This window comes from Arthrobacter sp. ES3-54 (assembly GCF_029504395.1).
GTDB lineage: Bacteria > Actinomycetota > Actinomycetes > Actinomycetales > Micrococcaceae > Arthrobacter.
Genome location: NZ_JAQFIF010000013.1, coordinates 35,389 through 54,334, shown reverse-complemented (window position 1 = coordinate 54,334; position 18,946 = coordinate 35,389). Strand labels below are relative to the sequence as shown.

The 18,946-nt window shown below is 66.5% G+C and carries 14 protein-coding genes and 1 tRNA gene; 6 read left to right on the top strand and 9 right to left on the bottom strand.

Annotated features, from left to right (window positions below; all coding sequences use genetic code 11):
• Window positions 1–6: 6 nt before the first annotated feature.
• Window positions 7–2,547 (bottom strand): DNA helicase PcrA, encoded by a 2,541-nt coding sequence (gene pcrA / locus M2428_RS18095; RefSeq protein WP_277527342.1) that lies wholly within the window; start codon window positions 2,545–2,547, stop codon window positions 7–9.
• Between the two features lie 687 nt (window positions 2,548–3,234).
• Window positions 3,235–4,092 (bottom strand): inositol monophosphatase family protein, encoded by an 858-nt coding sequence (locus M2428_RS18090; RefSeq protein WP_277527341.1) that lies wholly within the window; start codon window positions 4,090–4,092, stop codon window positions 3,235–3,237.
• 191 nt (window positions 4,093–4,283) lie between these two features.
• Here M2428_RS18090 and M2428_RS18085 point away from each other — a divergent pair, with 191 nt between their 5' ends.
• The gene (locus M2428_RS18085; protein WP_277527340.1) at window positions 4,284–4,934 is read left to right on the top strand and encodes a hypothetical protein; all 651 of its coding nucleotides are present in this window, start codon (window positions 4,284–4,286) and stop codon (window positions 4,932–4,934) included.
• A 419-nt stretch (window positions 4,935–5,353) separates the two neighbouring features.
• On the opposite strand, the gene M2428_RS18080 is transcribed toward M2428_RS18085, so the two are convergent.
• Complete coding sequence (locus M2428_RS18080) at window positions 5,354–6,376, bottom strand: hypothetical protein (protein WP_277527339.1); 1,023 nt, start codon at window positions 6,374–6,376, stop codon at window positions 5,354–5,356.
• 217 nt (window positions 6,377–6,593) lie between these two features.
• On the opposite strand from M2428_RS18080, the gene M2428_RS18075 reads away from it, so the two are divergent.
• Window positions 6,594–6,743 (top strand): hypothetical protein, encoded by a 150-nt coding sequence (locus M2428_RS18075; RefSeq protein ID WP_277527338.1) that lies wholly within the window; start codon window positions 6,594–6,596, stop codon window positions 6,741–6,743.
• Between the two features lie 93 nt (window positions 6,744–6,836).
• Here the strand turns inward: M2428_RS18075 and M2428_RS18070 are convergent, their stop codons facing one another.
• From M2428_RS18070 to M2428_RS18060, 3 genes are read right to left on the bottom strand one after another with little or no spacing between them, the layout of a single operon-like run.
• Complete coding sequence (locus M2428_RS18070; protein WP_277527337.1) at window positions 6,837–8,375, bottom strand: EAL domain-containing protein; 1,539 nt, start codon at window positions 8,373–8,375, stop codon at window positions 6,837–6,839.
• The gene (locus M2428_RS18065) at window positions 8,359–8,877 is read right to left on the bottom strand and encodes a hypothetical protein (RefSeq protein WP_277527336.1); all 519 of its coding nucleotides are present in this window, start codon (window positions 8,875–8,877) and stop codon (window positions 8,359–8,361) included. The genes M2428_RS18070 and M2428_RS18065 overlap by 17 nt, the downstream gene beginning before the upstream one ends.
• The gene (locus M2428_RS18060) at window positions 8,874–10,907 is read right to left on the bottom strand and encodes a glycosyltransferase family 2 protein (RefSeq protein ID WP_277527335.1); all 2,034 of its coding nucleotides are present in this window, start codon (window positions 10,905–10,907) and stop codon (window positions 8,874–8,876) included. The genes M2428_RS18065 and M2428_RS18060 overlap by 4 nt, the downstream gene beginning before the upstream one ends.
• Before the next feature lie 519 nt (window positions 10,908–11,426).
• On the opposite strand from M2428_RS18060, the gene M2428_RS18055 reads away from it, so the two are divergent.
• Window positions 11,427–13,034 carry a chitinase gene (locus M2428_RS18055; RefSeq protein ID WP_277527334.1) on the top strand — a complete coding sequence of 536 codons (1,608 nt, stop codon included), beginning with the start codon at window positions 11,427–11,429 and terminating at the stop codon, window positions 13,032–13,034.
• Window positions 13,035–13,072: 38 nt separating this feature from the next.
• Here the strand turns inward: M2428_RS18055 and M2428_RS18050 are convergent, their stop codons facing one another.
• On the bottom strand, window positions 13,073–13,912 hold the full coding sequence (locus tag M2428_RS18050) for a DUF998 domain-containing protein (protein ID WP_277527333.1): 840 nt from the start codon (window positions 13,910–13,912) through the stop codon (window positions 13,073–13,075).
• 87 nt (window positions 13,913–13,999) lie between these two features.
• Between M2428_RS18050 and M2428_RS18045 the strand changes: the two genes are divergently transcribed.
• From M2428_RS18045 to M2428_RS18035, 3 genes are all read left to right on the top strand, one after another.
• Window positions 14,000–14,072, top strand: a tRNA-Arg gene (locus M2428_RS18045).
• A gap of 1 nt (window position 14,073) precedes the next feature.
• The gene (locus tag M2428_RS18040; RefSeq protein WP_277527332.1) at window positions 14,074–14,658 is read left to right on the top strand and encodes a DUF6314 family protein; all 585 of its coding nucleotides are present in this window, start codon (window positions 14,074–14,076) and stop codon (window positions 14,656–14,658) included.
• The gene (locus tag M2428_RS18035) at window positions 14,655–15,065 is read left to right on the top strand and encodes an NUDIX domain-containing protein (RefSeq protein WP_277527331.1); all 411 of its coding nucleotides are present in this window, start codon (window positions 14,655–14,657) and stop codon (window positions 15,063–15,065) included. The genes M2428_RS18040 and M2428_RS18035 overlap by 4 nt, the downstream gene beginning before the upstream one ends.
• An 81-nt stretch (window positions 15,066–15,146) precedes the next feature.
• Here the strand turns inward: M2428_RS18035 and M2428_RS18030 are convergent, their stop codons facing one another.
• Together M2428_RS18030 and M2428_RS18025 are read right to left on the bottom strand one after the other, a co-directional pair.
• On the bottom strand, window positions 15,147–17,057 hold the full coding sequence (locus M2428_RS18030; RefSeq protein WP_277527330.1) for an ABC transporter ATP-binding protein: 1,911 nt from the start codon (window positions 17,055–17,057) through the stop codon (window positions 15,147–15,149).
• Window positions 17,054–18,721 carry an ABC-F family ATP-binding cassette domain-containing protein gene (locus M2428_RS18025; RefSeq protein ID WP_277527329.1) on the bottom strand — a complete coding sequence of 556 codons (1,668 nt, stop codon included), beginning with the start codon at window positions 18,719–18,721 and terminating at the stop codon, window positions 17,054–17,056. The genes M2428_RS18030 and M2428_RS18025 overlap by 4 nt, the downstream gene beginning before the upstream one ends.
• Between the last annotated feature and the right edge of the window lie 225 nt (window positions 18,722–18,946).

The window sequence follows — 18,946 nt, the reverse complement described above, 5'->3', positions numbered from 1 at the left end:
TGCCAGCTAGGCGTCCAGCTTGGTCAGCGGCGCGTAGCGCAGCAGCAGCCGCTTCTCGCCGACGTCGAACTTCACCTTGGCCACCGTTTTGTCCCCGGCGCCCTCCACCGCCAGGACAGTGCCGTTGCCGAAGGCCGTGTGGTTGACCTTGTCCCCCACGCTGACGGCGACGACTTCCTTCTGCGGCTGGACCCTGTTCTTGGCCACCGCGGCGGGTACCTCGGCGTTGAAGCCCGCGGACGGGCCGGCACCGGCGCCGCGGGCGGTCCCGGCACCCCAGAACGATCCGCCGTACCGGCTGGAGCCGATCCCGGCACCGCTCCCCCAGCCCCCGCTCTGGCGACTGGCGCCTTCCCGCTTCCATTCGACGAGCTCGGCCGGGATCTCCTCGATGAACTGGCTCGCCGGGTTGTACTGGCTCTGGCCCCACATGCTGCGCACCTCAGAGCGGGTCAGGTACAGCCGCTTCCGGGCCCGGGTCAGGCCCACATAAGCCAGCCGGCGCTCCTCGGCCAGTTCCTTGGGATCCGTGGCCGAGCGCTGGTGCGGGAATAGCCCGTGCTCCATGCCGGTGAGGAACACGACCGGGAATTCCAGGCCCTTGGCGGTGTGCAGGGTCATCAGGGTGACCACGCCGAGCCGCTTGGCTTCGGCGACGGCGGCCGCCAGGTCTTCAGCGTCACCGCCAGGCGCGTCCGGGATCTGGTCGGCGTCGGCCACGAGGGAGACCTGCTCCAGGAAGGCCCCGAGCGAGCCTTCGGGGTTATCGCGCTCGTATTCCCGGACGACCGCAACCAACTCGGCGAGGTTCTCCACCCGCGATTCGTCCTGCGGGTCCGTGCTGGAACGCAGCCCGGCGAGGTAGCCGGTCTGTTCCAGTACGGCTTCCAGTGCCGCGGCCGCGCCGGAACCGGAGGCCACCTCGGCGAGGTCATCGAGGAGTTTCACGAAGCCCAGCACGGCGTTGACCGAACGGGTCGCCATGCCGGGGGCCTCGTCGGCGCGCCGCGCGGCGGCCATGAAGGAGATCCGGTCCCGCTGCGCGAGGGAGGCCACGGCCCCTTCGGCACGGTCACCGATCCCGCGCTTGGGTTCGTTGAGGATGCGGCGGAGGTTGACGTCGTCGTCCGGGTTGACCAGAACCCGGAGGTAGGCGAGGGCGTCCTTGATCTCCTTGCGCTCGTAGAAGCGGGTGCCGCCGACCACCTTGTACGGCAGGCCCACCCGGACCAGGACGTCCTCGATCGAGCGGGACTGGGCGTTGGTGCGGTAGAAAATGGCGACGTCGCCGGGGCGCAGGTTGCCCTCGTCCTGGAGCCGGTCGATTTCCTTCGCGATGAACTGGGCCTCGTCGTGTTCGTTCTCGCCGACGTAGCCGACGATCTTTTCGCCGTCGCCCTCGGCCGTCCAGAGCCGCTTCTCCGGCCGGTTGGGGTTGCGGGAGATCACCGAGTTGGCGGCGCTGAGGATGGTCTGGGTGGAGCGGTAGTTCTGTTCGAGCTTGATGGTGCGGGCGTCCGGGTAGTCCTTCTCGAACTCCACAATGTTGCGGATGTCCGCGCCGCGGAAGGCGTAGATGGACTGGTCTGAATCGCCGACGACGGTGAGCTCGGCGGCGTCGGGGCCCTCGCCGACGATCTCGCGCACCAGGGCGTACTGGGCGTGGTTGGTGTCCTGGTATTCGTCCACGAGGACGTGCCGGAAGCGGCGCCGGTAGGAGTCGGCGAGCGCAGGGAAGGCCCGGAACATGTAGACGGTCTCGGCGATCAGGTCATCGAAGTCCATCGCGTTGGCCTGGCGCAGCCGCTGGGTGTAGCCCTTGAAGACCTCTGCGACGGCCTGCTCGAAAGGATCGTTGTAGTTGGCGCTGGAGGAATAGCTGTCGGCGTCGATCAGCTCGTTCTTGAGCGCGGAAATCTTGTGCTGGATGGCCTTGGGCGCGAAGCGCTTGGGGTCAAGGTCCAGATTCTTGGCGACCAGGGTGATCAGGCGCAGCGAGTCCGCGGAGTCGTAGATCGAGAAGTTGGAGTTCAGCCCGACATTCTTGGCCTCGCGGCGCAGGATCCGGACGCAGGAGGAGTGGAAGGTGGAGATCCACATGGTCTTGGCCCGGCCGCCGACCAGTGCCTCGATCCGTTCCCGCATTTCGGCCGCGGCCTTGTTGGTGAACGTGATGGCCAGGATCTCGCCGTGGTGCGCCCGACGGGTGGCGATAAGGTAGGCGATCCGGTTACTGAGCACGCGGGTCTTGCCCGAGCCCGCACCGGCCACAATCAGCAGGGCACTGCCGGCATGCTTGACCGCTTCTTCCTGCTGGGGGTTCAGCCCCTCCAGGAGTTCGCCGGCGCTCGGGAGCCGCGGACGGTCCCCCTCGTGGCCGCCCTCGTGGCGATCGCTGTCCGGGCGGTTGCCGCCGCTGTTTGGGCCCCAGCCGGGAGCGGAGCCCACCGCGGCCGCGCCTGTTCCGAGGGATGATTTTGTGGCTGCCGCCGTTCTGGAGGCAGTTTGGAAGGGTCCGTCGGCGTAAGGGTCAAACAACATATCCATGGTGTTAACAAGTCTAGGCGGTGCCACTGACGGCCGCGTCCGCCCCTCGGGACATGCCCTCCCTTGCCCGCGCCCAGTGGACATAATCCCCTTATGCCCAGTCCTAGCCGCGAAGAATGAGCATGTCCCACCGAGACTTCCCTGGGGAATGAGCATGTCCCACGGACACTGCACGGCGGAACGAGCATGCCCTCCCTTACCCGCGCTCAGTGGACATAATCCCCTTATGCCCAGTCCTGGCCGCGAAGAATGAGCATGTCCCACGGAGACTTCGCTGGGGAGTGAGCATGCCCTCCCTTGCCCGCGCCCAGTGGACATAATCCCCCTATTCCCAGCCCTAGCCGCGAAGAATGAGCATGTCCCACGGAGACTTCACTGGGGAATGAGCATGTCCCCCGGAGACTGTGCGGCGGAACCACCATGTCCTCCCTTGCCCGCGCCCGGTGGACATAAGCCCCTCATGCCCAACCCTGGCAGCGAAGAATGAGCATGTCCCACGGAGACTGTGCGGCGGAACGAGCATGCCCCACGGAGACTGTGCGGCGGAACGAGCATGCCCTCCCGTACCCGCGCCCAGTGGACATAATCCCCGTATGCCCGGCCCTGGCAGCGAAGAATGAGCATGTCCCAAGGAGATGGCAGCGAAGAATGAGCATGCCCTCCGGCCACGTCCAGCGGGCGGGAAGCCTAGCCGACGGCGCCGGAAGTGAGCGCGGCACGCAACTGCCGCACCGCCGTCGTGCCTCCCGCGATGAACCAGTTGAGTCCGTTAACGCGCACGACGTCGGTGGCGCCGCCGGCCGCCTCTACGATCGCCTTGCCGGGCAGCCAGTCCCACTCAGGGCAACTGTGTTGGAACCAGCAGCCGAGCTCCCCGTCCGCCACCCGGCCGAGGTCGCAGGAGCCGGACCCGAACATGCGAAGCGAGGCTGCCGACGTCGCTGCTGCGTGCCAGGGCATGGCACACATTGGATCGGCTAGCCAGGTCGGGTGGATGTATGTTGCCGCGCCGAGTTCAGACAGTGGCGTGTCAGAACGCACCGCGCCTCCGGATGCGCCGGGGAGGAACGAGACCAGTTTTTCGCCGTTGAGCGTTGCTGCCCGGGACGTCCCACCGAGCCAGAGTTTGTCCTCCTCCGGCTGGAAGATGGCACCGAGCCCTGCACCGGAGGAATCCTTCAGGGCAATGGCCGAGCACCAGTATGTGGATCCATGCAGGAAGTTGAAAGTCCCGTCGACGGGATCAATGACCCAGGTCCGGCCGCTGCTGCCCGCCACGGAGGCGCCCTCTTCGCCCAGGACGGAATCATCGGGCCGGCAGCGCCGAAGTTGTTCGAGCACATAGGACTCGGCGGCGTGGTCGGCCGCCGTGACCACGTCCGAGACCGACGTCTTCTGCCTGCCCTCAAGCCCCGCCTGCCGCATCAACAGCGCCAGCGTGCCGGCCTCACGGACCAGGGCCTCGGCCAGTTGGTAGTCGTCCAGCGACGGGTCGAGATCTGCGGTGCTATGCCGGCCAAGCCGGTGTTTTCCTAGTTCGGTCACGCGTCCCAGACTATCGGCGCCCGCTGGCAGTGAACAGCCGTGCACGAAGGCGGTGCAGGGCGGCCGTCAGAGAGTTTGTGCACGAAGGCGGTGCAGGGCGGCCGTCAGAGAGTTTGTGCACGAAGGCGGTGCAGGGCGGCCGGCAGAGAGTTTGTGTAGGGCGGCCGTGCAGGACGGGCGATAATGGAGCCATGGCCAAGACACCCGCGCAGCGGATCAAAAAGCACGGCGCTAACGCGGCGGTCCCCCAGCACCATCTCCCCCCAGTGATCAATCCGAGCACCAACCGGACACCGCAGAAGGCACAGAGCAACAGCAATCTGATTGTGATCGCCGGCGTCGTGGCCAGCCTGTTCCTGTTCTGGTACCTGCACCTCCTCACCCTCAACCAGCTCACACAATTGTCGGGCGGGCAGCCAATGCCGGACTCGTTGGTCGGCGGTTTTGACCAGGGGTTCGTGGAGCAGTTGCGCTCGGCCATGGACGCCGACGCCCGGGGCCAGCTGAACTACGTCCACAAGACGGCCGGCATGCTCTTCCCGTTGATCTTTGGCTTCACCTGGCTGCTGCTCATCGGAACCAACGTGGCCAAGAAATCCCTGCGCTGGGCGCTGTGGTCGCTGCCGCTGCTCTTCGCGGCGGTCAGGCTGTGGGGCAACACCGTGATCGATGCAATGATGTCCGCCGGCACCCTCGATGGCGGCCAGGTCGCGCTGGCGTCCATGCTCACCGTGGCCGGCTGGGCACTCCTGGCACTGAGCCTCGTCGCCGGCGGCGCGGCCGTATTCCTTGGTCGCAAGGCCGCCGCTGATTCTCCCACCGTGGGACATGTCCAGCCTTAGTCGCGACCACTGGACTCTTCCCTCGCACTCCGCCTCAAGCGCGGGACATGTCCAGCCTTAGTCGCGGCCGCTGGACTCTTCCCTCGCACTCCGCCTCGGGCGCAGGACATGTCCAGCCTTAGTCGCGGCCGCTGGACTCTTCCCTCGCACTCGGCCTCAAGGGCGGGACATGTCCAGTGTTAAGCCCGGTCCGGGGACATCTTGCCGTTATGTCCAGTCCTCACCGCCAGAGGAGGGCATGTCCACACCAGCCCTCAGACTGGGCAGGTCCACCCACCCGTGCGAGGGGCATATCGAGTCCTCACCGCAAAGGAGGGCATGTCCACGTCAGCGCCCAGACTGGGCACGTCCACCCACCCGTGCGAGGTGCATGTGCAGTCCTTAACGCCAGCAGAGGGCGTGTCCACGTCAGCGGACGTTCAGGCCATGTCCGCGATGAGTTCAAGGGCCTGCTCCGCACGCTGCGGGGCGCCTGCCTTTTCGAAGTGGTCGGCGGCCTCCAGCAGATATTTCCGGGCTTCGGCCCGGTGTCCCAAGGCGGCGTGGGACCGGCCCAGCAACAGATATGCCTCGCCCAGTATTTGCGGCGACGTCTTTTCGGGGACCGGGAAAATGTCATCAAGAGTATCGACCGCCGATTTCTGATCCCCAGCCAGGAAATTCCAGTGGCCGCGGTTCAGCTTGAGCAATATGTGATCCTCATCGGTGCCGCCAATGACATCTGTGGCCAGTTCTGCGCGTTCAATGCAACGCAGGGTGTCTGCGTCCGCAACATCGGCGGCGAGCCGCATGGCCGCGGAAGCCTTATTGAATTTCGCCCAGACAGTGAGGTTCCGGGCGGGTGAAAAGGTAGCGGCGGCGAGCTCGTGATAGTGCAGCCCCTCGGCTACCTTGCTGCAAAGAAAGGCGACATTTCCGATGACCCAGTACGCCTTGCCTACTAATTGATCATCGACTTCACCCGAAATGACGTCCGCCATTATGAGGCTTTCGGACCACGCTTCGTCGAGTCTCCCGCTGTCGGCGAGAGCCGCGATGAGCGCCTGCCGGGCTTTGACTGCTATCTCGACGTCGTCTTCGCCGTTCATGAGGTCGGCTGCAACCTTGGCCTCATCGGCCGCCTGTTCGAGCAGCCCCAGGCCCTGGCGGCTCTGAGCCAGCAGGATGTGCACCTGCGCCTGAAGCTGCAGGTTCCCGTCCCGGGGTTGAGCGACCAGCGCCGCCGCAACCTCCGCGCAGGCTTCGAAGTCCCCGGCGGCAAGGAGACTCTCGGCCCGGAACAACGTCATGTGCCACCACGAGGACGAATCACCTTCGGCACTGGCAATGTCCGCGGCGACCTGTGCGGCGTTCGCGGCCTCGCGGAAGTCGTGACTGGACCGGTGTTCGCGCGCCTGCAGCTCTGCAGCGGCGTACGAGGGTGAAACGGAGCTTTGTTGCATGTCTCAATTATCCGTTGCCGCGGGAGCGGAAACGAACAAACCGCGCAAGCAAGACCTGCGCAATATTGACTCAGGACTTCCGCAGCTTCGCGCGAATAACACGAAACCGTTCATTGCGGAACGAATCGTTACACAACGGCGTGTCGTTTGGCCCTATACTAAATCTGCACCATAAGTCACATGAGTCACATCAGCCTCTTACGTATCAGGAGTCCTAATGAAGAAGACCCTTGCAACACTCCTCGTCGCCGGTGCGCTGGCGGTCGCAGGAATGTCCGCCTCCGCAGCCATTTCTGCTGCAGCTGGCACTTCCAGCCAGAGCTCAGTCGTAGCCGTCGGCTGGTGGCCGGACTCCATCAAGAAGTAGCGGAGACTGCTTTGACAGGCGGCGGGTGCAGGAAATGATTCCGGCATCCGCCGCCGCTTTTTAACTTCCGAAAATATACATCAAGACCTTGCACTAAGAACCGAATTTACCCCGGCCAATCAACACCATAATCTCCGCTGCCGGGGCCGGCCGGCCGAAATAGTAGCCCTGGCCACTGCCGCAGCCCATCTCCCGGAGAACGTCGGCCTGCTCCGCCGTCTCGATGCCCTCGGCCAGCGCCTTGAGTCCGCAGGCGTGGATCAGATGCAGCACCGCGGCCACGAAGTCCCGCTGCTCCTCGTCGTCGCCCAAGCCGCTGATCAGGCTCCGGTCGATCTTGACCACGTTCACGGGCAGCTTGCGCAGGTAGCTGATGGAGGAGTAGCCGGTCCCGAAGTCATCGATCTCGAGCTGCACACCGAGGCGCCGCAGGCCGTTGAGCGAATACTGGTCCACGTCCCCGCCGTTGACCGCCATCGACTCCGTGAGTTCCACGATCAGGTTTGATGCATCCACGCCAGTCTCCCTGAGGATGTCGCGCACATGTTCGATCAGTTCGAGATTCTGAAGTTCGGTGGTGGAAATGTTGACGCGGACGTTGAACGTGCTGTCCACCTGCTGTTCCTGCTGCCATTTGCGCAACTGACGCACTGCATTGCGCAGCACCCAATGGCCCAGGTCAACGATCATGCCGGTTTCCTCGGCCAGGGGAATGAACTGGTCCGGCATGAGAAGACCACGTTCCGGGTGGTTCCACCGGACCAGCGCCTCGACGCCCTCGATCCGGCCCGAGGCGAGGTCCACCACCGGCTGGTAGTGCAGGGTCAGCTGGTCCTGCAGGATGGCTTCGCGCATTTCGGTAATCATGACGCTCTGCAGCCGGCGGGCGTACAGCAGGGCGGGTTCGAACACTTTGATGCTGCTGTGCGGCTGTGCCTTCGCCGCGTACATCGCCGTGTCGGCCTCCATGACCAGATCGTCAACGGACTGGCCGGGTTCCGCGATCCGCAGGCCGATGCTCGTTCCGCAGGTGATTTTCAGGTCCCCGACGTCGAGGCTCTCGCTGAGCGCCGTGAGGATCCTATTCGCCACTCTGCGTGCCCGGACCAGATTGGACTTCGGCAGCATGACGGCGAATTCGTCGCCGCCGAGGCGCGCCACGGTATCCGTTTCGCGGACGGCGTTCTGGAGCCGGCGCGCGATGACGCGCAGGACGTCGTCGCCGGCGCTGTGCCCCAGGGTGTCGTTAATGCCCTTGAAGGAATCGAGATCGAGAATCAGCAGTGCCGGCGGCATCTCGCCGCGCGAGGACTCCGCCAGGGCATGGCTCAGGACCGAGTTCAGTGCCGTCCGGTTGGCGAGTTGGGTCAGGGGGTCGGTGAGCGCCATGCGTTCGAGTTCCACCTGCGCCGCTCGCAGCATGGCCGTGCGGCTTTCGACCCGGTCCTCCAGCTCCTGGTAGATGGTCTGCAGGTCATCGGCCATCAGGTTGATGCCGGCAATGACAGCGGCGACGTCGTCGCGCGCACCCGAGTGCGGGATCCTGGTGCTCAGATCGCCCCCGGCGATCCGCACGATGCCTTCCACGAGGGCGTGCAGCCTGGGGTCCGGCGCCTCATTCTTCACGGACATGCTGCCTTAGCCATTCGACGGCCGCGGACTCTGAGGTGAAGAACTGCGCGGGGATGGTCTCGCTTCTGGACCGAAGGAGGTAGTGGGCAATGACCCGGTCCACCGGGCTCTCGCCTACCAGCGCGAACGCTGTCGCCGCAATGGAACCGCTGTAGACCTGCCGCGCCTCCATGCTGACACCGACGACGCCGGTGATCACCAAAAGCACCGGCATCCGCCGTCCCGCGGCGAGGGAACGGACGGTTTCACCGGCGATGCGCGCCTCGGGACCTTCGATCTCCTGATTGGCCGGCAGCAGGACCTCGATGATTCCGCCGTCGATCATCCGCACGCCGATGGCACGGCCGGCAATGCCATCCGCGACGGCCCCGTCGATCGCCCGGGCCGCTGCAACGGGCGCCGCGCCCAGGACGGCGCCGGCCGCCTCCTCCGGCAACCGCTCGTCCGGCAACGCCTCCTCCGGCAGCCGTTCGTCCGGCCCGGCCAGTGCCTCGAGCGTCATCGGACGGCAATCCGACGGCGGCGGTCCGCGGAGCCACGGAGATCACGGTTCAGCCGTCGGTCGCCGTGATAGAGAATCGTTTCCCAGTCGACTTCCTCTGCAGTCTTGGCAATCACGGGGCTCTCCTGCACTTTCTTGGGCCGGGGACTGACATACAGCCAGTTAACCATCCCGAGGAAGACATCCACAGCGGAGTTGAAGACTCCGATGTAGGCCCGGATCGCGCCCGCGGCCAGGACGGCGTTGATGGTGGCGAAGGCCACGTTGCCCCAGTTCCCCACTTGCGCGTCGCGCCAGACGGTCAGCAACGAGAAGGCGACGATCGCGTACGGCGTGAGGACGTAAATTGCCGGGGCCGCGGTGCGGTCCTTGACCTTGGGGGTGCGGGCGAAGGGAATCTTGTCACCGGTAACTGCCTGTTGCAGCGACTTCAGCACGCCCGCCAGGTTGACCGGCAGCAGCACAAGGTTGAAGCCATAGATCCGGAGGATGTCGCTGAAGCGGTGCCCGCAGTCGCGCAAGTCGCTGCCCATGGCCAGGAAATACGGCAGGGCCGCGAGGAACACGATCGGGCTCAGCAGCCGGCTGTCATAGGGGTACGCCAGCAGGAAGACGAGGCCGAAGCTTGCCCAGGCGATGGACGCCATGTAGTTCACCCGGAGCAGCACCTCCCGGAACAGGATCGCGCGGCGCTCGGACCTGTGCTGCCGGAGCTGAACCCACAGCTTGGGCAGGATCAGCAGGCCGCCATTTGCCCAGCGCCGGCGCTGGACCACGAGGGAGCCGAAGTCCGGGGGCGTGGCGCTGTAGCTGAGCCGTTCCGGATAGTTCACCAGGGTCCAGCCGTGCTGACCGAGGTCGATGCTGGACTCGGTGTCTTCGATGACGGTCCGGTCCTGGATGTAGGTCCGGATCTCGAAGCCGCCAGTGGTCTCCACCTCAACGATGTCCTCCAGAGCGCGCTTGCGGATGACGGCGTTAGCGCCCACCCAGAAGGTCGCACCGTAGTAGCTCATGCCCTGGTGGAGGATGTGCTGGAGGTCGGTAGTGGCTCCGGCGACCCGCTCGATGCGGGTGGGGGCGCCACGAAAGGAAGAGTACGGCGTCTGGGTCACCGCGACGCGCTCGTTCCCGGCCGATTCCAGGAAGTAGACCAGCCGGAGGCAGTAGTCGCGCAGAAGCAGAGAATCGGCGTCGAGCGTCAACAGATAGGTCGTATCACGGACCTCCATGATCTCGCCGTCCGTGGCAGGAACGACGCCGTCCGCCACCTTGCGCAGGACCACGCCGTCGGCGGTGGTTTCCTTGTGCCAGGTGTGGCCCATCAGCGAAATGTAGGCGTTGAGGTTCATGGCCTTGTTCGCCTCGTGTGAAAGGCTGGCGTACTTCTTGCGTTCGAACGTTTCGGTGGAGACGTTGAAGATCCAGGTCAGCCGGAGGTACAGCTCTTCGATCCGCGAGCGCGGCGGCGAGGTCTGCTGGGCCAGTGCGCCGTTCAGTCCCAGGAGCACGAGCCTCAGCTCGCGGGCCAGGCCCATCAGGACGAGGTCGACAAAGAATTCGTCGACGTGGTCCTCGACTGTTTCGCCGGCAGCCATCGATTCAAGCCATGCGGCGGCTGCCTCATATTCGGCGATCAGCAGAGCCACCTCGGCCGCCTGGCCGGGTCCGTCCGGCTTACCCCGGCGCCGGAAATCGGCGAGGGCGGCATTGAAGCGGGCGGCCGGGACGCGGAGCGCGGCGGCGATCTCCGCGGTCAGCGCACGGGTTTTGTCCAGCCGGGCCGCATCGCCGAGGTCCGAGGGGTGCGGCGGATCATCGAGGAGGAGGACAACCTTGAGATCCGGGAACTCTTGCAGAGCCGCGGACCACAGCGTGGCGCGCACCACCTGGGGTTCTTCCGCGTAGGAGGGCACCAACACCGTAATGCCCTCGGAATAATCTGCGAAGTGCCGGTCCAGCTCGCCGCGCGGCACCCTGGTGTGGTCGCGGAACCGATAAAGGGCCCCCTGCCGGGCCAGGAGATACATGAGGGCGGAAAACGTCAGGAATGTTACGACGACAAGATAGGAAACCGTCTCAAACTGAAACCTGAAACCAGCATTGGGGTTGTCAGCGAGCTCTTTCAGAATTGTCGAAATGACGTAGGTTATCCAGGCCGCCAGCGTCGTGAGAATTCCCAGTCGGCCAAGGATTATTTTGCGACGGGACGGTCTCGGATGAACAATGGACAGCGGCTCGGAACGCCGCTCGGCCCCCCATTGACGGCGCCGGACCGCACCCTTTTGTTCGGTGGTAACGCTTTCCGCTTCTACGCGCGGCAAGACAAGCTGATCTGGCATTAGTCCCCATAAGACTGCAAAGTCGGCAGATTGGCGCACGCCTACGGCAAAACCCGCACGCCGCACCGGAATGTTCCGGTGAGTGCCCTTATGATAATGCAAGGTCAGACGCTTGCCGGACATCAGACACCCCGGAAATTACACAGGCTTATACCGGCAGCGGGCGCGTGTCCGGCTGTCCAACTAAAGACGCACAAGGGGGGCCCTGTGTCCGAACGATTCCCAGGCCGCAAACTATCGGCAGTCCGGCTGGCCGTGCTCATTGGCGCCGTGGTGGCTGCCGCCGCCAGCGGCGTGGCTGCGTGGGGCAACTTCCAGGACGTAAGGGCGGCCGAGGCCATCCCGTCCGTTTTCTCCGGATATGTGGACGTCACGGCCACCCCGCGGTACGCCTTCGAGGCCCCGGTCTCCAAGGAAGCCCAAAACGTCGTGCTGTCCTTCGTTGTCGCCGACCCCAAGGATCCTTGCGCGCCTTCCTGGGGCGCCGCCTACTCGCTCTCCGACGCCGCGTCCTCGCTGGACTTGGACCGGCGCGTGGCACGCCTGCAGCAACTCGGCGGCACCGTGGCCGTATCCTTTGGCGGTCTGACCAACCAGGAACTCGCCGTGAGCTGCACAGATCCTGCCAAGCTGAAGTCGGCCTACGGCACCGTCGTCGACCGCTACAACGTCAGCAGCATCGATCTGGACGTGGAAGGCGAGGCCCTGTCCAACGCGGCAGCCCTTGATCGGCGGTCCACCGCCGTCGCCGCGCTCCAGAAGGACCGCCAGCGCGACGGCAAGTCCCTGAGTGTCTGGCTGACCCTGCCGGCGGATCCCAATGGCCTCACGACGGCGGGCACAGACGCCGTGAAACGGATGATTGCCGCAGGCGTCGACCTCGCCGGAGTGAACGCCATGACCATGGACTACGGCGGGAGCAAGTTGCCGGGCCGGTCCATGTTTGAGAACGCGGCGTCCGCCGCGGAAGCCACCCACCGGCAACTGACCGGCTTGTACCAGGCGGCCGGCAGCGAACTCGGCAGTGAAACCGTATGGCGCAAGGTCGGCCTGACGCCGATGATCGGCCAGAACGACATCGCCGGCGAAATTTTCACACTCAAGGACGCTCAGGAGCTCAGCGCGTACACAAGCGCCCACGGAATCGGCCGGCTTTCCATGTGGTCCCTGAACCGTGACCGCACATGCAGCCAGAATTTCCCCGACGTCACAAAGGTCTCCGATGGCTGCAGCGGCGTGGACCAAGGAAGCTCATCCTTCGCCACGATCCTCGGCGCGGGCGTCATGGCCAGCCCGTCGGCGTCCCCGGCCGCTGCGGCTGCCCAGACCCCGGTCCCGGTCGTCAGCGACAACCCCTCCACCAGCCCGTATCCGGTGTGGTCAGAAAACACCGCCTACGCCGCTGGCGAGCGGATCGTGTGGCATTCAAACGTGTACGAGGCCAAATGGTGGACCCGCGCCGACACTCCGGATGATCCCGTCCTCCAAGGCACCGCAACCCCCTGGCGCATCATTGGTCCGGTCCTGGCCGCAGACAGGCCGACGCCGCAGCTGACGGCACCCGCCGGCACGGCCCCGGCGTGGCAGCCGGCCAAGGTCTACCGCAAGGGCGACCGGGTGCTGTTCGAAGGCCGGGTCTTCGAAGCAAAATGGTGGACCCAAACCGACAGCCCCGAGGCTGCGCTGCAGGGATCGCCGGAGTCGCCGTGGTCCAAGCTGCGGGACGACGAACTCATGAAGATCATGGCCAAGGCGACGGCGACGGCGACTGCTGCAGCGGTTCCCAGCGCGACGGCATCCGCGCCGGCTCCATAAAAGCCCGGTTCCATTCGGCAAACGTCAGCGGGCCTGCGTCAGCGGGCCCGCTGACGCGCGTCAGGCCCCGGACCCGGTCCCGCGGGCCCGCCTCCGCGGGCCTGGGCCCGGGCGAGCTTGCGCACTGCGCGTTCGTGCTGGACCCGCTGGGCGATGACGAGGCCGGCAGCGGCGACGCCAACTGTTATGGGGTAGCCCATGAGCCGCTCCAGGGTGCCTGGTTCCGGCACGTGCATGCCCGTCAGCCCGCCCGCAATGATCGCCGCCAGGGACACGGTGCCGCAGGCCAGGATGAACCACCCGAGCGGCGTCTGCCGCAGCCAAAGCCAGCCGAGGACCAGGAGCGCCAGGGCCCCGGCAACGAAGTACATCAGGGCGCCGGCCACGTGCCAGGCCGATCCCGTTTCTTCTGGCACCAGCCCCACGATGATCGTTCCTGCCCCGGCGGTGCCGGTCAGCAGCCGGGCGGCGGCCGTTGCCACCACCCCCGCGCCCCAGCGCGCCCGGCCCGGCACCCGGCCCTGCCTGGTTGGCACGCCGGGCCGCGCGGCACAGCACATTAGCGCCGAGCCGAGCAGGAGCGCACCGACTGCCATGCCGAGGCCTTGGACCACAAAGGACGCGTTCATCAGCAGATGCGCCGGCGAGCAGACGTCCCGCCCGTCGAAATCCCCGCACGCCAGGGCCCCGAGGTCGCTGATGTAGCCCGTGCGGCGGCTGTAAGGTTCCGCTCCAGCCCACGCGCCGATCACAGCCGCCTCCGCCACGAAATACTGCAGCACGCTCAGCTTCGCCAGGGCCCCGACGTAAAAGCGGGTCGCGGCCACATCCGGGTAGTAGAGGGCTCCGGCGGAAAGCTCGGTGGTTCCTGCAGTCATGCCAAGAGCGTAGTACGCGCGCTCACCTTGTATGCTTATATCCGTGTCCGACCGGACCGGCCCCTGGCCGCCCGCACGCGGATGCCCGCCCTCGTAGCTCAGTGGATAGAGCACGGCTCTCCTAAAGCCGGTGTCGTTGGTTCGATTCCAATCGAGGGCACTTGAACATTCCTGCCCCGGACGAAAACCCGGACACGGGTCCGGACTTTGACCTCCGCGCCTACCTGCGCGGCTCCTGGTCCGTCCACCGCACCCTGCTGGACCGCAGCTCCGGGACCAGCGGAACCTTCACCGGCGTCGTCCGCTTCACGGCCCACGACGACGGCGGCCTGGTGTGGCGTGAAGAGGGCACCGTGCGCTGGGCATCCGTGGGCGGGGCATCCGTGGGCGGTGCGCCGTTCACCGGGCCGGCCAGCCGGGAATATCTGTTGCAGCCGGTGGACACGCCCGATGTCCTGGACGTGTATTTCCCGGACGGCCGCCCTTTCCACCGCATGGGCTTTGCCGGGCAGGCCAACCATGACGTGCACTGGTGCGATCCTGACACGTACCGCGTGACGTACAGGTTCCTCGGGCCGGACGAATGCGGCTACCGCTGGGACGTCACCGGGCCCGCCAAGGACCAGCTGCTGGAGTCCGTCCTCCACCGGCTGGAAGCAGGACCAGGCCCGGCACCCGACGCATCGCACGATGCAGCACAGGATGCAGCTCTAGACGCAGCTCAGGGCGCAAGGCGCGCGGAGTGAACCCGCGCATAGTCGTTTCTGCCGTCTGCGTCTTCGATCGCTCCGGACGGCTCCTGACCGTCCGCAAACGGGGCACGGACAAGTTCATGCATCCTGGCGGCAAACCCGAGCCGGGCGAAACGGCGGCCCAGGCAGCGGCCCGTGAGCTCCAGGAAGAAGTCGGGATCGTGCTGGCCCCGGACCGGCTGGACCTGCTCGGCTGCTGGCTGGCGGATGCCGCCAACGAGGCGGCCACCCAGATTGAGGCCACCGTCTTCACGGCTCCCGGGGTGTGGAGCGCCCGGCCGTCGGCCGAAATCGCCGAGATCCGCTGGCTGGACCTCGCCGCCGAGCTACCCGGCGACCTCGCCCCGCTGCTGACGGACCATGTGCTGCCAGCACTGTCCGCCAAACCGTCAGCGGTCTAGGACCGGCACCGCACGGGCCCCCACAAAAACGGCCCCAGGTAGCGGCCTTCAACCACTGCGGCCTGGAGCACCCCGGCCGAGTTACCCGGGCACAGCCTCCTCGGCGACCGCGCTGGCCTCGGAGAACTGCGTCCGGTACAGCTCCGCATAGCGGCCCTCGGCTGCGAGGAGCTCCCGGTGGGTACCGCGCTCCACAATCGAGCCGTCCTCCACCACGAGGATCGCGTCCGCTGCGCGGATCGTCGAGAGCCGGTGGGCGATCACGACGGCGGTGCGGCCTTCCAGCGCGGCGCCCAGCGCCTCCTGGACGGCGGCCTCGTTGGTGGAGTCCAGCGCGGCGGTGGCCTCGTCCAGGATGACCACCCGCGGCTGCGCGATGAGCAGCCGGGCGATCGTCAGGCGTTGCCGCTCGCCGCCGGAGAGCCGGTAGCCGCGCTCCCCCACCACGGTGTCCAGGCCATCGGGCAGGGAACGGATCATGTCTTCGAGCCGGGCGCGCCGCAGCGCATCCCACATTTGCTCCTCGGTGGCCTCCGGCCGGGCCAGGCGCAGGTTGGAGGCGATGCTCTCGTGGAACAGGTGACCGTCCTGCGTCACCATGCCGAGCGTCGCGCGCATCGAGTCGAACGTGAGGTCGCGGACGTCCACGTCCGTGCCGGGCGTGGTGCCGCCGAAGCGGATGGCGCCCGAGTCGACGTCGTACAGGCGCGAGAGGAGCTGTGCGATGGTGGACTTGCCCGCTCCCGAGGAGCCGACGAGGGCCACCGTCTGCCCGGGCTCCACCCGGAAGCTGACGCCGTGCAGCACTTCCTCGCCGCCGCGGGTGTCCAGGGTCAGCACGTCCTCCAGGGAGGCCAGCGAGACCTTCTCCGCCGAGGGGTAGGCGAACCGGACATCGTCGAACTCCACCGAGAGCGGACCTGGCGGCGAGGCCACGGCGTCCGGCTTCTGCTGGATGAGCGGCTTGAGGTCCAGGATCTCAAAGACGCGCTCGAAGCTGACCAGGGCGCTCATGACTTCCACCCGTGCGCTCGAAAGTGCCGTGAGCGGCGCGTACAGGCGGGTCAGCAGCAACGCGAGCACCACGACGTCGCCCGCGGCCAGTTGCCCGGCGAGTGCCAGCGAGCCGCCCAGTCCGTAGACCAGCGCCAGAGCCAGGGCTGAGACCAGCGTTAGCGCCGTGACGAAGGTGAACTGCAGCATGGCGGTGCGGATGCCGATGTCCCGGACCCGGCCGGCGCGGAGGGCGAACTCGCGGGATTCCTCGTCGGGGCGGCCGAAGAGCTTGACCAGGGTGGCGCCGGGCGCGGAGAAGCGCTCGGTCATCTGGGTGCCCATGGTGGCGTTGTGTTCGGCGGCTTCGCGCCGCAGATCGGCCAGTTTGGAGCCCATGCGGCGGGCCGGGATCAGGAAGATCGGCAGCAGGATCATGGCGAGCACCGTCACGAGCCACGACTTGTTCAGCATCACCGCAAGGGTCAGCGCCAGGGCCACGACATTGCTGACCACGCCGGAGAGCGTGCCGGCGAAGGCCGACTGCGCGCCAATGACATCGTTGTTCAGCCGGCTGACCAGGGCCCCGGTCCGGGTCCTGGTGAAGAAGGCGATCGGCATCTTCTGGACGTGGTCGAAGACCTTGGTGCGCAGGTCCACGATCACGCCTTCGCCGATCGTGGAGGACAGCCAGCGCGTCACGAGGCCCAGCCCCGCCTCGGCCACGGCGACGACGGCGATCAGGACAGCCAGCCAGATCACCGTTCCGGTATCCGCGTGGGCGATGATCTCGTCAACCACCTGCCCGGCGAGGACCGGGGTGGCGACAGCCAGGAAGGCCATCACGATGGACAGCAGCACGAAGGCGATCAGCTTGCCGCGGTGGGGGCGGGCAAAACTGAAGACGCGCTTCAGTGTCTCCTTGGAGAACGGCTTGGACCCGCTGGAGGCGCGGGTGATGTTGTAGAGGGAACTCCAGGCGACCCGGTCCATGCTCATTTGGTGTTGCCTTTCGCGGCATCGGCGTGCAGTTCGGTGACGACGCCGTTCGTGACGTTCCAGCGCGCGTCGAGGCGGACGTTTTCCAGCAGCCGGCGGTCGTGGGTGACCAGCAGCAGCGCGCCGTCGTAACTGTCGAGGGCTTCCTCGAGCTGTTCAATGGCCGGCAGGTCGAGGTGGTTGGTGGGTTCGTCCAGCACCAGCAGGTTCACGCCGCGGGCCTGCAGCAGCGCCAGGGCTGCCCGGGTCCGTTCCCCCGGTGAGAGGGAGTCAACGGACCGGTTGGTGTGATCGGCTTTGAGGCCGAACTTGGCCAGCAGGGTGCGCACCTCCGCCGGGGTCTGCTCCGTCAGTACGGCTTCGACGGCGTCTGACAGCAACAGCTCGCCGGCCAGGAGGCCGCGCGCCTGGTCGATCTCCCCGACGGCCACGGACGCACCCATGGAGGCGTCACCGGAGTCGGGCTGCTGGACGCCGAGGAGGAGCCGGAGCAGGGTGGATTTGCCGGCGCCGTTGGGGCCCGTGATCCCGATCCGCTCCCCCGCGTTCAGCTGCAGGTTCACCGGGCCCAGGGTGAAGTCGCCCTGCTGTGCGACGGCGTCGCGCAGGGTGGCCACGACGGCGCTGGAGCGGGGGGCCGCCCCGATGCTGAACTGCAGCTGCCATTCCTTGCGCGGCTCTTCAACTTCTTCGAGCCGGGCGATGCGGGACTCCATCTGCCGGACCTTCTGGCCCTGCTTCTCGGAGGACTCGGTGCTGGCGGCGCGCCGGATCTTGTCGTTATCCGGGTTTTTCTTCATGGCGTTCCGGACGCCCTGGGAGCTCCATTCGCGCTGTGTGCGGGCCCGGGAAACGAGGTCGGCCTTGGTATTGGCGTATTCCTCGAAGCGTTCCCGGGCGTGCCGGCGGGCGACAGCGCGTTCCTCCAGGTAAGCCTCGTAGCCGCCGTCGTAGACCGCCACCGAGTTCTGGGCGAGGTCCAGTTCCACGATGGTGGTGACGCAGCGCGCCAGGAACTCGCGGTCATGCGAGACCAGGACGGCGCCGCCGCGGAGGCCCTGCACGAAGGCCTCCAGCTTGGCCAGGCCGTTCAGGTCCAGGTCATTGGTGGGTTCGTCCAGGAGCACAACGTCGAACCGGCTCAGCAGCAGGGCGGCGAGCGCCACGCGGGCCGCCTGGCCGCCGGAGAGTCCGGTCATTCCGGCGTCGGGCCCCACCTCGAGGCCAAGGTCCGCCAGGACGGGCGGGACGCGGTCCTCCAGGTCGGCGGCGCCGGAGGCCATCCAGCGGTCGAAGGCCAGGGAGTAGGCGTCATCGGAGCCGGGCGCGCCGGAGCCCAGCGCCTCTGCGGTGGACTCCATCTCCAGGGTCGCCTGCGCGCAGCCCGTGCGCCGGGCGATATAGCCGCCGACCGTTTCGCCGGCAATCCGTTCGTGTTCCTGCGGCAGCCAGCCCACGAAGGCGTCGGCGGGGGCCAGGCTCACTGTGCCTTCCTGCGGATCGTCGACGCCGGCCAGCAGCCGCAGCAGGGTGGATTTGCCGGCACCGTTGGCGCCGACGACGCCGACGACGTCACCGGGCGCTACGGTCAGGGATAACTTTGAGAAGAGTGTGCGGTGATCGTGACCACCGGAAAGGTCCTTGGCAACAAGGGTTGCAGTCATTAGTTAATCCTCTCACTGCGGCCCAAACGGACCGCCCCGACGGGCAGAACCCGCCCGTCCCGGCGGGCCGAAAACCGGCCGGGCATAGAAGAACCCGCCGGTCCGGACTTGGGGGGTGTACGGACCAGCGGGTTCGACCATTTAGCATAGTTGAATTAGGACCTCACGTAAAATCCCAGCCCACACCGCCACACCGCTTCCATTACCCGCCCCAATCTCCACTGC